Below are 13808 nucleotides of genomic sequence, written 5' to 3' on the forward strand. Positions count from 1 at the left end.
TCGTTTCAGTTGTTCGGTTGTTGAGGCCGGAATCTCATTCGATCGCCTCGATCAGGATCTTCTTGCCGTCCTGCAGCGAGATCTGCGCCGCCTTGCCCGCCACCTCGTCCGGCAGCGCGACCTCGGAAGTGCGATAGATGCCCGCGATGGCGACGAGCTGCGCTTCCAGGCAGGTCGTGAAGATGCGCGCCCCGGTGTCGCCGCGCGCGCCGGCGATCGCCTTGCCGCGCAGCGGTGCGTACACATGGACGTTGCCGTCGGCGATCACCTCGGCGCCGAAGCTCACGACGGCCGTGACGATCACGTCGCCGCCGCGCGCATACACCTGCTGGCCCGAGCGCAGCGGCCGGTCGATGACCAGCGTGCCGTTGGCCGGCACCGGCACTTCGCGCACGATCTGCGGGGCTTCGCTCGGCGGTTCGGCGGGCGGCGCTTGCGGCTTGGGCGCCGACGCGGCGGGCATCGCGGTGACCGACAGGCCGGCGGCACGCGCCGCGGCGTTCTGCGCGTCGGTGCCCCCACGCACCGCCACGGGTTGCGTCTGGTGGCGCGCGAGCATGCTGCGCAGCCGGGGGAAGTCGATGTCGGCTTCCGCGTCGTCGTCCTGCAGTTGCGAGAGATCGATGACCACGGGCTCCTGTTCGAAGAAGTCCGGGGAATCGGCGAGTTGGGCGTCGAGCGCCTCGGAGAGCACGTCGAGATCGACGGTGCGGAGAATGACCGCGATCAGCGGCATCGTCGCGCTCTTGAACTCGAATAGCGTCTTGGTGCGCGCGGCGGATGCGTCGGCCATGTAAAACGTAGGTGCGAAAAGCGTTGGAGTCTAACGGGAGTGGCTTCCGCGCCATGAAACCGGCGCGTCGCTATCACCTGACACAACACCTCTTGCACCAGGTTTCATTTCAATCCTGGGCACGGTTGAGCAGCGCGTAGAGCAGGATCGCTCCGAAGGTCGCGGTGCCGATGCCTCCGAGCGCGAACTGGCCGAACTTGAGCGTGAAGTCGCCGGTGCCGAGGATCAGCGTGATCGCCGCCGTGATGAGGTTCTTGTTCATCGAGAAATCGACCCGGTTGTCGACCCAGATCTTGGCGCCGGACACCGCGATCAGGCCGAACACCACGATGCTCACGCCGCCCATCACCGCGAGCGGGATCGCCTGCACCAGCGCACCGAATTTCGGGCTGAAGCCCAGCACCAGCGCGATCAGCGCGGCGACGACGAACATCGCCGTCGAATAGATCTTGGTGGCGGCCATCACGCCGATGTTCTCGGCGTAGGTGGTGACGCCGGTGCCGCCGACCGCGCCGCTCACCATCGTCGCGATGCCGTCGCCGATGAAGGCGCGGCCCAGGTACGGATTGAGGTCGCGCCCCGTCATCGCGCCGACGGCCTTGAGGTGGCCGAGGTTCTCCGCCACCAGGATGACCGCCACCGGCGCGATCAGCAGCATCGCGTTGACGTCGAACACCGGCGACGAGAAGGTTGGCATGCCGAACCACGGCGCCGCCGCGAGCGGGGCGAGGTCGATCGGCTTGCCCAGCCCGAGGCCGTTGGTCAGCAGCGCGTACACGACGCTCGCCACGATCAGCCCCATGAGGATCAGGAGCCGCTGGATCATCCCGCGCGTGTAGACCGCGATCAGGCCCACGCTCAGGAAGGTGACGAGCTGCATCCAGGTGTCGAAGCCGGTCGGCGCCATGTTCTTGATCGGCACGCTTGCGAGGTTCAGCCCTATCACCGCGACCACCGCGCCGGTCACCACCGGCGGCATCAGCCGCTCGATCCAGTGCACCGCCACGTCGTTCTCGACTTCCTCGACCTCCATGCCTTCGAGGCCCTTCACCGGCGCTCGCTTCGTGCGCCGCTCATTGGTGAGCGCGACCAGGATGCCGATCAGCACGTAGACCAGGCCGCACACGATGATGCCGCCCAGCGCCACGCCGAGATTCGTGTTCGGCCCCGAGCCCGAATAGCCGGTGGCTGCGATCACCACGCCGATGAAGGCGAAGCTCGACCCCAGGTAGCTCGGCACCCGCCCGCCGGTGATGAAGAAGAACAGCAGCGTGCCGATGCCGCTCATGAGGATCGCCACATTGGGGTTGAACCCCATCAGGATCGGCGCCAGCACTGTGGCGCCGAACATCGCGATCACGTGCTGCACGCCCATCGCGGCAGTCTGCGGCCAGGGCAGGCGCTGTTCGGGCGTGACGACGGCACCCGCGCTGGCCGACACCTTTTGCCAGCGCGGAAAGTAGGACTCGCTCATGGTTTTTCTCCTCGTTGGTTGTTTCTTCTTTTGCCGGGAAGCGGGGCGGTGGGCGCTTCGGGCCCGCCGCGACGGTCAGTCGCCGCGCGGGGCCAGTACCGCCATCGTGATGCGCGAGACGCAGGTGAGCTCGCCCGCGTCGTTGGTGAGGTCGATTTGCCAGACCTGCGTGGTGCGGCCCCGGTGCACCGGCCGCGCCGTGCCGGTGACCCAGCCCGAGCTCGCTGATTTGAGGTGATTGGCGTTGATGTCCAGCCCCACTGCGCGGTGGCCTTCGGGCGCCGAGTAGTGCGCGCCGCACGAGCCCAGTGTCTCCGCCAGCACGACGGAGACGCCGCCGTGCAGGATGCCGTAGGGCTGCACCGTGCGTTTGTCGACCGGAACGCGGGCGCGAATGAAGTCGTCCCCGATCTCCAGAAACTCGATCCCGAGGTTGGCGACCGTGGTATCGATGTGGCTCCGGGTCAACTCTTCCACCGAGATGTCTTTCTTCCAGATGCGCATGGGGATCTTTCTCCAGATTCGGGCTGCGCAGACTATAGCGATTGGCGCCGAAGACGATGCGCTCATCGCTGACAGCACAGGCGCCCCCGCCCGGGCAAGCTGGCGCCATGAGCCGGACGCGACGTTGGATGGCCGTTTCCGTCGCCCTGCTGGTCGTGCTGTCGGCCGGGCTGGGCCTCTGGGTGCGCGCGCGGCTGCCGAGCGACGAGCAGCTGGCCTCGGAAATCGCTGCGCGCTTCGAGCAGGCGTCGGGCATCGGCCTGCGTATCGGCGCGGCGCACTGGGCGCTGCGGCCGTCGCCGGTCATCGAGTTGATGGAAGTCGCGACCGCGCAGGCGAGGCCGATCACGGTGCGGCACATCGTGGTGCGGCCGCGGCTGGCGTCGCTCTGGCGGCGCAAGGTGGCCATCGAGGAGGTCGCGGTGAGCGGCGCCGTGCTGCCGAGTGCTTCCGTCCGCGCGTTCCGTGGGCGATGGGAGGGGGGCGATACAGCGGTGGCCCTCGCCGGCGGCTGGGCGCTCACCGAGGTGCCCGTCGAAACGCTGCGCCTGCGCGACATCTCCTGGATCGATTGGCGGGACATCGCGCTCGCCTACGACGTCGATCTGCGCTTCGACCGCCATTGGCGCCCGCGCGAAGGCGAGATCCGCCGCCCGGGCGTCTCGCCGCCGGCAAGTCTGCGCGTCGAACGCGAGGGCGAAGACGACCGCTGGCGAACCTTGATCGAGGTCGGCGGCGGCACGTGGAACGGCACCACGCGGCTCGAAGCCGACAACGATGGCCGGATGCGGCTCACGGCGACTCTGGCGGCGAAGAGCGTGGAGCTGACGCAGTTCCTGCGCGCTTTCGGCCGCCACAGCGCGGTCGAAGGCAAGATGAACGGCCCCACAGAAGTGAATGCCGAGGCCGCCAATGTCGGCGACCTGATCCGGCATCTGCATACCCGGACCCGCTTCACCATCGCGCCGGCGATGCTCACCGGCTTCGATCTCGCCAAGGCGGTGACCGCGCCCGCTTCGGCGCGCGGGGGGCAGACCCGGCTCGACACGCTGACGGGCACGCTCGACACCCAATCGACGGACAACGGCGTGATCTTGCGCTACAGCCAACTCAAGGCGAGGTCCGGCGTGCTCACCGCGAGCGGCGCCGCCACCGTGCTGAACCGCAAGCTCGACGGCGAGGCGGCGGTCGACATCGTGGATGGTGTCGTGGGCGTGCCCCTCAAGCTCGGCGGCACGCTCGATGCGCCGGTGTTGTCGCTGACCGGCGCGGCGCTGGCGGGCGCTGCCGTCGGCACGGCGGTGCTGCCCGGCGTGGGCACCGCGATCGGCGCGCGCGTGGGGCAGGCGATGGACAAGCTGCTGGGCCCGGACGACGCAAAGCCGTCCCGCAAGCCGCCCACCCCCGGCAAGGCCCCGGCGAAGCGTTGAGCGACTGTGACGGCTGTCGCCTCGCGGCCGGATTCTTTACCTGCGCTAGACAATGCCGGGGCGGCGCGCGTGCCAAGCTCCGCGCTTTCCTTTTTCCTTTTGCTCCAGCCACCCGAGGTGTCACGCCATGCACGTCAGCTATTCGGTCTTCACGGAGGTGCGCTTCTGGATCATGGTGGCCGTGTCGGTCGTGCTGCCGTTCTCCATCTACGGCGTGCTGATCGCCAAGCGCGCGATCTCGCGCTTCACGGTGCTGGTGCTCGGGTTCACGCTGGTCGCCATCGCCGGGATCGACGTCTTCTTCCTCCAACGGCTGGCCACCCTCGCGAACGCGACGCCGTCACTGGCGGACGACGTGTTCTTCGTTTCGGAAGTGCGGGTGGCGCTCTACCTGTTGCCCGCGCTGTTCGCGGGCCTCGGCATCAACATGATCTCGCACGTCCTGACCACCCATCTGGCCGCCGCGGAAAAGCGCTTCAACGAGGAGCATGCGGACGCGGCGAGCGGTCCGGAGCTGTAGCCCTCAGAACGACTCCCAGTCGCCGCCGGCAGCCACCGCCGCGGGTGCGGGTGCGGGCTTCTGCGCTGCCGCGGCGGGCTTCCTTGCGGCCGGGGCAGCCTTTGCCGCCGCGGCGCGCTGAGGGGCAGCGACCGGGCGCTGGCCCTGGCCGTCCAGCTTGAAGACGCTCACCACTTCCGAGAGGCTGGCCGCCTGTTCCTGCAACGATGCGGCTGCGGCAGCCGCCTCTTCGACCAGTGCGGCGTTCTGCTGCGTGACCTGGTCCATCTGCGTGATCGCCTGGTTGATCTGCTCGATGCCCGAGGTCTGCTCCTGGCTGGCCGCGGTGATCTCGCCCATGATGTCCGTCACGCGCTTCACTCTTTCGACGATCTCGTCCATCGTGCGGCCGGCTTCGGTGACCTGCTTGCTGCCTTCCTCGACCTTCTCGACGGAATCGCCGATGAGGGTCTTGATCTCTTTCGCTGCGGCTGCCGAGCGCTGTGCGAGGTTGCGCACTTCGGATGCCACGACTGCAAAGCCGCGGCCCTGTTCGCCGGCACGTGCCGCTTCGACGGCTGCGTTCAGCGCCAGGATGTTGGTCTGGAAGGCAATGCCGTCGATCACGCCGATGATGTCCACGATCTTGCGCGAGGACGCGTTGATCGAGCCCATCGTGTCCACGACCTGATTCACCACGCTGCCGCCGCGCACGGCGACTTCGGAGGCCGACACCGCGAGCTGGTTGGCCTGGCGCGCGTTGTCCGCGTTCTGCTTGACGGTGCTGGTGAGTTCCTCCATCGAGGCGGCCGTCTCTTCGAGCGAGCCGGCCTGCTCCTCGGTGCGCGAGGAAAGATCCTGATTGCCCGATGCGATCTGCGAACTGGCCGTCGACACATTCACGACCACGCCCTGCACCTGGTGCAGCGAAGACTGCAGCGCGGTGCGCATCCGGTCGAGCGCGTGCAGCAGGCGGCCGGTTTCGTCGCCGGCGTAGCGCGCTTGCGGCGCGCCGGTCAGGTCCATGTCGGCGATCGCCTGCGCCATCGATTCGGCGCGGCGCAGCGGCTGCGTGATGCTGCGCGCAAGGAACCACGCCAACGCGCTGCCCAGCGCCAGTGAAAGCGCGGTGCAGATCATCAACAGCGAGCTCGTCTGCGCGCGCAAGGCCTGTCCGCGCTCGGCGGCGGCGTCGAGCGCGGCGCGCTGCAGGCCCACCATCTTCTGCACGCCGGCGATGTAGCTGACCGATGTCGGTTCGAAGCGCGCGGTGAACACCCGGTTCGCGCCTTCGAGGTCGCCTGCGAGCTTGAGCTTGCTCACTTCCTCGCGTGCGGCGAGATAGTCCTTGCGCAACTCGCCGACCTTCTCGAAGAGCGCGCGCTCGTCCGGCTTGACCATCTGGCCCTCGATGAACTTCTGCAGCTCGTTCGTTTCCTTGATGGAGGCCGCGGTCGCCGGCGCGAAGTAGGCGATCAGGCTCGGGTCGCTGCTCTTCGCGATCGCGGCAGCGCGCTGCACGCCCGAGGTCGTGTGGCGAAGCCAGTCGGCGCCGGCGCGTTCGGTCTTCACGTTGTCGTTGACCATGCGGTCGATCTCTTCGCCCAGTCGCTGCAGCTTCAGCACCGCGAAGACGCTGCTGGCGAGGAAGAGGGCAAGGATGGCGCCAAGCACGAGGGCGAGACGCCGGCCGATCGAGATGTTGCTCAAGGACATGGTGGTGATTCCGGAAGATGCGAAGAAGAGTGCGCACGCTGCGCATTCGCATATCGGCCGGAATCCGCCGAACTTGAGGGAAGCGAAGGGGAGAGAAGCGGAGAGCGCGTTGCGCGCCCTCCGGCCCGGCGAGCGGGGCTCGGGGAGTTTGGGGCTTAGAACTTGTAGGTCACCGCCAGGTACGGGACGATCGGATTGAGCTTGAGGCTCGATTCGCTCTTCGCCACCGGCACGCCCACGGCGGTCGTGGTCAGCTTGGCCGTGGTGCTCAGGCGGATGTACGACACCGAGAAGGACATGCCCCAGTGCGGGTCGAACTGGTAGGCCGCGCCCACGTTGAACACCGGCGCGAAGGAGCTGTCGAGCTTGGCCGTCGTCGACGAGGCGGCGACCGGGATGCCGAGGCGGTTCGCGAGCGCGCCCTGCAGGCTCGGGGTGAGCTGCACGTCGCTGTACCAGACGTAGGTCGCGCCGAGGCCGACGTAGGGGCGCAGCCTGGCTTCGCCGTCGTTGAAGTAGTACTTGGCGAGGATCGTGGGGCTCCACTGGCGCGCCTCGCCGAGTTCGCCGATCGGCGCAAGGGTGCCGGTACCGTAGAGCTTGAACTTCGGCGGCACGCCGATCACGCCTTCGACGGCCCAGTGGCTGTCGAAGAAATAGGTGGCGCTGAGCCCCAGCGTGTCCGAGTTGCCGGCATCCGCGCCGGAGCCCGGCACCACGGCCGCGACCGGCGAGGTGAAGGTCAGGGGCTTGCTCGAATCCTGCGGCGAAAAGTGCAGCCAGCCGGCGCCCACCTGCCAGTCGCCAGCCTTTTGCGCCAGGGCGCTGCCGGAACCGAGAGCAGCAACGGCGGCCAGCGCAAACAGTCTTGTCTTCATCATGAGAGAGCGAGTTGAGGGAAAGGGGATCTGCATATGATACGTATGCGTTTAATTGATTCGCCAGATGTGCCACCGAGGCTACAGCAAAGGCCTGTTTCTTCTGTGAGCACACACTCTCAAGGTAGGGTTTCCCTCGCGCTCCTCAAGGTTTTGGACGGGCAGCCGATATCAGGGCTGGTTCTCCAGGGATCTTCTTGCCAAGGATCATTCGGCCCGCCGCGTGCGGGCCTTCTTTTTGGCGCAGCCGGCCGCCCGGCCGTTCAGGCGCGCCATTGCACGCTGGCGTAGCGCCGGCCTTCGGCCTGCCGGGCCGCGCGGCCTTGGCGGAAGAAGCTCGCCCAGTCGCTGCGCTGGCGCGCGACCTCGACCTCGACCGGGTCGCCGGGCACCGTGACCAGCTTCAGCGGATCCTCGTCCGCCATCTGGCTGACCGTCTGGAGAAAGCGGATCTGGCAGTCGCCCACGCCGATCGCATCGCCGTTGCGCAGCGTGCTTTCGCGGATGCGCGACTGGTTCACGAAAGTGCCGTTGCGGCTCGCCATGTCGAGCACGACGTAGCGGTCGCCGATCCAGCGGATCGCCGCGTGATGCCGGCTCACGCCGAGACTGTCGATGTGCACCCCGCAGGTGGGGTCGCGGCCGATCGTCGTGATCGGCCCCTTGAGATTGACTTGTCGCACGCTGCCGTGCCGCGTCAGGACGATGAGTCTGGACATGTGCTTCTCGCTGTAAGTGGTTGAACGTGTGGTGCTTTTCGGCGCGTCCAGCCGGTTTTTGAAGCGTCCCGGCGCGCGAGTGCCGCAACTTTTCGCAATCCGCGCCGGTAACATGCGCCGGCAACAGGAGCGAACATGATCGGAAGATTCCTTGCCGTGGCGCTTGCCCTCGTGCTGGCCGCCTGCGCCAGCACCGCGACCGTCAAGACCGACTTCGATCCGAATGCGCGCTTCGGCAACGACCGCACCTACAGCTGGATCTCGGGCGACGACGGGGGCGCATTGCTGCCGCAGGTCATCGTCTCGGGCATCGACTCGCGCCTTTCGGCCCGTGGCTGGAAGCGGGTGCCCGAGAACGGCGAGATCCGGGTCTCCGCCCACGTCACGCGCGTGAAGGGCCAGACCTTCAACAACTTCTACAGCGGCATCGGCCACGACCTCAACTGGCTCGGCATCGGCAGCAACTGGCCCGGCTACGTGACGATGTCCACCGACGACTACGAGAAGGGCACGTTGCTGGTCGACATGTTCGACGCGGGCACCAGGCGCGCGATCTGGCGCGGCAGCGCGAGCGGCGTACTGCCGGACGATCCGTCGCGCGTGAATGCGAGCGTGCAGGCGGCGCTCGACAAGCTCTTTGCCGGCTTCCCGCCCGGCGGAGCGTCCGCGCGCTCGAAATAGAGCGCGCAAGGCGGGCGGCTAGCCGCCCGACTGGCAGGCCGCGCGGATGATGCGCTGCGTCGGATTGGGCTCGACGTCCCGAAAGAGCATCGGCTGCGGATTGCGCGAGTAGTCGGTCGATTGGCTCGGCGCGCCCTGCCAGAGCGGCTCAGGATAGAACGTCGCGAAGGTGTAGCCCGCCTTGCGCGCGCGGCAGTCGAAGACCACCGTCGATTCGTAGGAGCGATAGGGAACGTTTTCCCAGTTGAACCGCTGCCTCGCGCGGCTGACCCGCACGTTCATGGTCTTGAACTGGCCTTCGACCCGGGTGGCGATCGGATCGACCTGGACCGTGTCCATCGATGCATCCGCCGGATTGCCCGTCACGGTGAACCACTGCGTGGGTGCCGGGGGCTGGGTCTGGATCTGCCCCTGGGATTGCGCCTGCGGCTGTGCCTGCACATTGCAAGCCACGATGCTGAGCAACACGAGCCGCCGTCTCAAATCCCATTCCTTTGCTGGCCGAAGAAGCGGACGATTCTAGCCAGCGGTCGCCGGCCGACGCCCCGCGCCTCAGTCCACGCGCACCACCTCGGCATCGACCGCGTCGGCATGCAGCTTCGCGACCTGCTCGGCGCGCCGCGCCAGCACGGCGCGTTGGTTGATGTAGCCCTTGTCGGTGATCTCGCCCGCGTCGATGTCGGGCGGTGCGTTCAGCACGATCGCGCGCACGGGGCACTGCGAAGAGCCCGCGCCCGCATCGCGCAGATCGCGCATCACGCGTTGCAGCGCCGCGTGCAGTTCGTCCCGCGGCCGGGATGCCGCCTGGGGGCTCGGGAACACCAGCATGCCGATCTCCGCGCGGTCGTGCCCGGTGATCACGATGTCCTGTGCCAGCGGCGCGAGGCGCGACACCAGTTCCACGCGCAGGGTGCCCACCGAGACCCAGGTGCCGCTGGACAGCTTGAAATCCTCGGCCACGCGACCGTTGAACATCACGCCGCGCTCGGGCTGCTCCGCGTGGACCAGGTAGCCCGCGTCGCCGATGCGGTAGTAGCCTTCTTCGTCGAAGGCCTCGGAGGTCTCGCGCGGCCCGTGGCGGTAGCCGGGGAACACCGACACGCCCTTCACCCGCATCTCCAGCTTGCCGCCGTTGGGCACCAGCTTGAGCTCGATCCCCGGCAGCGGTGCGCCGATGCAGCCCGCGCCGTCGAGCCGCCAGTGTGCGGTGGTGATCGCGGGCGACGTCTCCGTCGCGCCCCAGGAAGTCGTGAGCCACAGCGGCCGCGTCGGCCGCGCGCGACGGGCCACCGCCTCGAGCCGCTCCCACGTGGAAGGTGCCAGCGCGGCGGCCGCGTAGAAGACCAGCCGCAGTCGCGAGAGCACTTCCGACGCCAGCGCTTCATCGGCTTCGAGGAAGGGCAGCAGCATGTCGTAGCCGCGCGGCACGTTGAACAGCAGCGTCGGCCGCACTTCGCGCAGGTTGCGCACCGTCTTCTCGATCAGACCCGGCGCCGGCCGGCCTTCGTCGATGTAGAGCGCGCCGCCGTGGCTGAGCACCATGTTGAAGTTGTGGTTGGCGCCGAAGGTGTGGCTCCATGGCAGCCAGTCGACCAGCACCGGCTTCTCCTGGTCGAGGAAGCGCCAGGTCTGCGCCATCATCTGCTGGTTCGCGCAGAGCATGCGGTGCGTGTTGATCACCACCTTCGGCTTGCCGGTGGAGCCGGAGGTCAGCAGGTATTTGGCGTGGTCGTCCGGCAGGATGGCTTCGAAGGCCTGAATCACCGCCGGCGTCTCCGCCGTGTGCAGGAGCCGCTCGAACGGCATGGCGCCCGGGTGCGCATCGGCGTTGCGGCTGAAGACCGTGGTCGCCTCGATGCCGCAGCCCGCGAGCGACGGGCCGTACACCTTCGCATCGGACGCGTAGATCACCGCAGGCCCCAGCGCGCGCAGCATGCCGTGCAGCCGCGAAGGGTCCTTGGCCATGCGCGAGTAGGCGCTCGACAGCGAGCACGCGGTGCGCCCGATGTGCATCGCGGCGAGCATCAGCACCGCGTGGTCGATCGCGTTGTCCGAGAGGATCACCACCGGCCGGTCCTTCGGCACGCCCAGGTCAAGCAGCCCTTGCGCGACGGCGCCCACGGCGCGGCGCAGCTCGCCGTAGCTCAGCTTGCGCCAGCCTTCGCCGCTCTCGTCGCGCTCGGCCAGCGCGAGCGCGTCGGGCGTCTCGCGCGCCCAGCGCTCCAGCCAGTCGCCGATGCAGCGCGCGTACGGCTTCAGCGCCACGGGCGAGCGCAGGATGAACGAGCCGTCGTCCAGGTCGATGCGCACGGTGCGCGGCGGCGCGATCTGGTTCTCGTCTTCGAAGAAGGCCGGGGTGCTCATGTCTTGTCTCCTCGGCGGTCGTTGCCGCCTTTTCGTTATTGGAGTGTGCCGGCGGATGCCTTGGCGCGGATCAGGTCCATCAGCAGGATGTCTCGCGTGGCCTCGAGGTCGGCCGTGCGCCGCGTACCGAGTTCGTCGGCGACGCCTGCTGCGACGCTCTTCTTGAGCTCGGGCGTCATCGACGGCGCGCCGAGGTCGTGCCACCAGTCCTCGATCGGGCCGCCCAGATGGTCTAGCACATGCGCGATTCCGCCCGCGCCGCCCGAGAGGTGCAGGTTCATGAACGGCCCCATCACTGCCCAGCGCAGGCCCGGACCGTGCGCGATCGCGGTGTCGATGTCCGCCACCGAGGCCACGCCCTGGTCCACCAGATGGAAGGCCTCGCGCCACAGGGCGGCCTGCAGCCGGTTCGCGATATGCCCCTTCACTTCGCGCCTCACGTGGATCGGCCGCTTGCCGATCGCCGCGTAGAAGGCCATCGTGCGCGCCACCGCATCGGCCGAGGTGTGTTCTCCGCCGACCACTTCCACCAGTGGGATCAGGTGCGGCGGATTGAACGGATGCCCGAGCACCACGCGCTCCGGGTGCCTGCATTGCGCCTGCACGCCGCTGATCGCGAGCCCCGACGAGCTGGATGCGAGGATCACATGCGGCCGCGCCGCCGCATCCATGCGCCGGAACAGATCGGCCTTGATGTCCATGCGCTCGGGGCCGTTCTCCTGCACGAAGTCCGCCGGCGCGACCGCGTCTTCGAGCCGCGCATGGAAGCGCAGCCGATCGAGCGATGCGCCCTCGGCCAGGCCGAAGCGCTCCAGCGTCGGCCAATGCTGCGCCACCGCCGCGCGCAGCCGCTCCTCGGCGCCGGGCGACGGGTCCGTCGCATCCACGTCCAGCCCGCGGGCGAGGAAGTACGCGGCCCAGCTTGCGCCGATCACCCCCGTGGCGACGACCGCTACGCGCTTCACATCGCTCGTCGAAGTGCTCATGTTGCGCTCCAGCGTTCAGCGCGGCGCGAACTCGGGGCGGGGCAGCCCGATGCGCGGCAGGCCCATCATGTCGCGCGCTTCGGCAGGCGTCGCGGGCTCCATGTCCATCTCGCGGATGATCCGCACGATGCGCTCGGTGAGCTGCAGGTTCGTCGCCAGCTCGCCATGGCGAAAGTAGAGGTTGTCCTCCAGCCCCACGCGCGCATGGCCGCCCAGCAACAGCGCGCTGATGTTCGCCTCGAGCTGCGAGGGGCCGATGCCGCTCACGCAGAAGATCGCGCCCTTGGGTAGCGTGTCGACCATCATCTGAAGGTGGCGCGGCGAGAAGGGCATCGCGTTCTGGAAGTTGCGGTGCACGTTCATCACGAGGTTGATGAAGTAGGGCGCCTCGTCGAGTCCTTCGTTGATGAGCGTCGTCGTGTCCTGCAGGATGTGCGTGGGGCTGAACACCTCCCACTCGGGCTTGATGCCGCGCGCCTTCATGCCCGCCGCGAGCTCGCGGCCCTTGCTGAGCGGCGTGTCCATCAGGATCTCGCGGCCTTCGAACGAGAGGTTCAGCGTGGTCGCGTCGAGCGTGCACATCTCGGCGCCCGCATCCATGCCCTTGATGCGCTCCTCCCACGCGATCTCCCAGCGGTTGCCCGCCAGCGGCTTCACCATGTCGCCATGCACGCCGCCGCCGGTGGAGTTGTTGATGACGATGTCGCAGCCGGCGTCGCGGATGCGGGTGTTGATCTCGCGGTAGACCGCGGCGTCGCAGGTCGCGCCGTCGTCGGGACGCCGCGCGTGGATCGCGGCCACGCTCGCGCCGGCCTTCCAGCAGCGGATCACGTCCTCCGCGATCTCGGCGGGCTGCGTCGGCAGGTGGGGGTTCTGGGACTTGTGCGCCATGCCGCCGGTCGGGGCGATGGTCACGATCACTTTGCGCTTGGTCATCGGCTATCTCCTGTGGGACAGCACGGTATTATTTTTGGCCGCCTTCGCCCTGACAGTCATCGTGATGACATTTCGGATCAGGGATAACGAGGCGCAGGAGCCCCCATGCGCAACAAGCCCGCGGCTGAGACACCACCGGCCAGCCTCTCCCTGACCATTCCGCGTCTGCTGGCGCTCTCTGGCTGGTTCCCGCAGCTCGACGGCGAAGTGCAGGCGCGCGTGCTCGACGAGATGCGCGAGGAGCCCGTCGCCGCCGGCGCGGCGCTTTGCCGGCGCGGCGAGGTACCGCTGCACTGGTACGGCACGCTCGAAGGGCTGCTCAAGTGGTCCGTCACCTCGGACGATGGCCGCTCCGTCACCTTCGGCGGCCTCACCGTCGGCAGCTGGTTCGGCGAAGGCACGCTGCTGCGCGCGGTGCCGCGCTCCGCGGACATCATCGCGCTGCGCGACAGCCGCGTGGCGGTGATGCCGCGGGACACCTTCGAGTGGCTGCATCGCACGCAGATGACCTTCAACCACTTCCTGCTCGCGCAGATCAACGAGCGGCTGCACTGGTTCATGGGCAACTACGCGGCGCATCGCCTGCTCGACGCCGACAGCCAGGTGGCGCGGGCGCTCGCGGGGCTCTTCCATCCATGGCTGCATCCGCTCGGGCAGAAGCACCTGCAGACCTCGCAGGAGGAGATCGCGGCACTGTCGGGCCTCTCCCGGCAACGCTGCAACGCGGCGCTCAAGCGGCTTCGCGATGCGGGGCTTCTGCGCATCGAGTACGGCGGCATCACCGTGATCGACGTCGAAGGCCTGCGCCGGTTCGGCGATCGCGTCTAG

Annotated in this window: 14 protein-coding genes; 4 read left to right on the forward strand and 10 right to left on the reverse strand. The window is 68.1% G+C overall.

Annotated features, from left to right (window positions below; all coding sequences use genetic code 11):
- Positions 1-34: 34 nt before the first annotated feature.
- The 3 genes from minC to WKW77_RS13970 all read right to left on the reverse strand — a co-directional run bounded on the left by minC (position 35) and on the right by WKW77_RS13970 (position 2771).
- Positions 35-793 carry a septum site-determining protein MinC gene (gene minC, locus WKW77_RS13960; protein ID WP_340357440.1) on the reverse strand — a complete coding sequence of 253 codons (759 nt, stop codon included), beginning with the start codon at positions 791-793 and terminating at the stop codon, positions 35-37.
- 109 nt (positions 794-902) lie between these two features.
- Positions 903-2267 (reverse strand): solute carrier family 23 protein, encoded by a 1365-nt coding sequence (locus WKW77_RS13965; protein WP_340357441.1) that lies wholly within the window; start codon positions 2265-2267, stop codon positions 903-905.
- A gap of 75 nt (positions 2268-2342) precedes the next feature.
- Positions 2343-2771, reverse strand: coding sequence for a hotdog fold thioesterase (locus WKW77_RS13970; protein ID WP_093167644.1), 429 nt, complete (start codon positions 2769-2771; stop codon positions 2343-2345).
- Between the two features lie 128 nt (positions 2772-2899).
- Between WKW77_RS13970 and WKW77_RS13975 the strand changes: the two genes are divergently transcribed.
- Together WKW77_RS13975 and WKW77_RS13980 are read left to right on the forward strand one after the other, a co-directional pair.
- Positions 2900-4201, forward strand: coding sequence for an AsmA family protein (locus tag WKW77_RS13975; protein WP_340357442.1), 1302 nt, complete (start codon positions 2900-2902; stop codon positions 4199-4201).
- A 127-nt stretch (positions 4202-4328) separates the two neighbouring features.
- Positions 4329-4721, forward strand: coding sequence for a hypothetical protein (locus WKW77_RS13980; protein WP_340357443.1), 393 nt, complete (start codon positions 4329-4331; stop codon positions 4719-4721).
- Between the two features lie 3 nt (positions 4722-4724).
- On the opposite strand, the gene WKW77_RS13985 is transcribed toward WKW77_RS13980, so the two are convergent.
- The 3 genes from WKW77_RS13985 to WKW77_RS13995 form a co-directional block, all read right to left on the reverse strand.
- On the reverse strand, positions 4725-6416 hold the full coding sequence (locus WKW77_RS13985) for a methyl-accepting chemotaxis protein (protein ID WP_340357444.1): 1692 nt from the start codon (positions 6414-6416) through the stop codon (positions 4725-4727).
- A gap of 155 nt (positions 6417-6571) precedes the next feature.
- Positions 6572-7297 carry an OmpW/AlkL family protein gene (locus WKW77_RS13990; RefSeq protein WP_422823186.1) on the reverse strand — a complete coding sequence of 242 codons (726 nt, stop codon included), beginning with the start codon at positions 7295-7297 and terminating at the stop codon, positions 6572-6574.
- A gap of 260 nt (positions 7298-7557) precedes the next feature.
- The gene (locus tag WKW77_RS13995) at positions 7558-8013 is read right to left on the reverse strand and encodes an FHA domain-containing protein (RefSeq protein ID WP_340357445.1); all 456 of its coding nucleotides are present in this window, start codon (positions 8011-8013) and stop codon (positions 7558-7560) included.
- A 135-nt stretch (positions 8014-8148) separates the two neighbouring features.
- Between WKW77_RS13995 and WKW77_RS14000 the strand changes: the two genes are divergently transcribed.
- Positions 8149-8694, forward strand: coding sequence for a DUF4136 domain-containing protein (locus WKW77_RS14000; protein ID WP_340357446.1), 546 nt, complete (start codon positions 8149-8151; stop codon positions 8692-8694).
- Between the two features lie 18 nt (positions 8695-8712).
- Here the strand turns inward: WKW77_RS14000 and WKW77_RS14005 are convergent, their stop codons facing one another.
- From WKW77_RS14005 to WKW77_RS14020, 4 genes are all read right to left on the reverse strand, one after another.
- Complete coding sequence (locus WKW77_RS14005; protein ID WP_340357447.1) at positions 8713-9162, reverse strand: surface-adhesin E family protein; 450 nt, start codon at positions 9160-9162, stop codon at positions 8713-8715.
- Between the two features lie 84 nt (positions 9163-9246).
- Positions 9247-11058, reverse strand: a complete 1812-nt coding sequence (locus WKW77_RS14010) for a feruloyl-CoA synthase (protein WP_340357448.1) — start codon at positions 11056-11058, stop codon at positions 9247-9249.
- A 35-nt stretch (positions 11059-11093) separates the two neighbouring features.
- On the reverse strand, positions 11094-12044 hold the full coding sequence (locus tag WKW77_RS14015) for a 3-hydroxyacyl-CoA dehydrogenase NAD-binding domain-containing protein (protein ID WP_340357449.1): 951 nt from the start codon (positions 12042-12044) through the stop codon (positions 11094-11096).
- A gap of 15 nt (positions 12045-12059) precedes the next feature.
- A complete protein-coding gene (locus tag WKW77_RS14020; RefSeq protein ID WP_340357450.1) occupies positions 12060-12980 on the reverse strand; it encodes a beta-keto acid cleavage family enzyme in 921 nt (306 codons plus the stop codon).
- Positions 12981-13085: 105 nt separating this feature from the next.
- Between WKW77_RS14020 and WKW77_RS14025 the strand changes: the two genes are divergently transcribed.
- Positions 13086-13808: a Crp/Fnr family transcriptional regulator gene (locus WKW77_RS14025; RefSeq protein WP_340357451.1), complete on the forward strand. Its 723-nt coding sequence runs from the start codon at positions 13086-13088 to the stop codon at positions 13806-13808.

The sequence above is a fragment of the Variovorax ureilyticus genome (genome assembly GCF_037889935.1).
Classification (GTDB): domain Bacteria; phylum Pseudomonadota; class Gammaproteobacteria; order Burkholderiales; family Burkholderiaceae_C; genus Variovorax; species Variovorax ureilyticus.

Coding starts and splice junctions, on each gene's coding strand:
- WKW77_RS13990 (WP_422823186.1), bottom strand. CDS start 7,297: ATGATGAAGACAAGACTGTTTGCGCTGGCCGCCGTTGCTGCTCTCGGT.
- WKW77_RS13980 (WP_340357443.1), top strand. CDS start 4,329: ATGCACGTCAGCTATTCGGTCTTCACGGAGGTGCGCTTCTGGATCATG.
- WKW77_RS13995 (WP_340357445.1), bottom strand. CDS start 8,013: ATGTCCAGACTCATCGTCCTGACGCGGCACGGCAGCGTGCGACAAGTC.
- WKW77_RS13985 (WP_340357444.1), bottom strand. CDS start 6,416: ATGTCCTTGAGCAACATCTCGATCGGCCGGCGTCTCGCCCTCGTGCTT.
- WKW77_RS14015 (WP_340357449.1), bottom strand. CDS start 12,044: ATGAGCACTTCGACGAGCGATGTGAAGCGCGTAGCGGTCGTCGCCACG.
- WKW77_RS14000 (WP_340357446.1), top strand. CDS start 8,149: ATGATCGGAAGATTCCTTGCCGTGGCGCTTGCCCTCGTGCTGGCCGCC.
- WKW77_RS13975 (WP_340357442.1), top strand. CDS start 2,900: ATGGCCGTTTCCGTCGCCCTGCTGGTCGTGCTGTCGGCCGGGCTGGGC.
- WKW77_RS14025 (WP_340357451.1), top strand. CDS start 13,086: ATGCGCAACAAGCCCGCGGCTGAGACACCACCGGCCAGCCTCTCCCTG.
- minC (WP_340357440.1), bottom strand. CDS start 793: ATGGCCGACGCATCCGCCGCGCGCACCAAGACGCTATTCGAGTTCAAG.
- WKW77_RS13970 (WP_093167644.1), bottom strand. CDS start 2,771: ATGCGCATCTGGAAGAAAGACATCTCGGTGGAAGAGTTGACCCGGAGC.
- WKW77_RS13965 (WP_340357441.1), bottom strand. CDS start 2,267: ATGAGCGAGTCCTACTTTCCGCGCTGGCAAAAGGTGTCGGCCAGCGCG.
- WKW77_RS14020 (WP_340357450.1), bottom strand. CDS start 12,980: ATGACCAAGCGCAAAGTGATCGTGACCATCGCCCCGACCGGCGGCATG.
- WKW77_RS14010 (WP_340357448.1), bottom strand. CDS start 11,058: ATGAGCACCCCGGCCTTCTTCGAAGACGAGAACCAGATCGCGCCGCCG.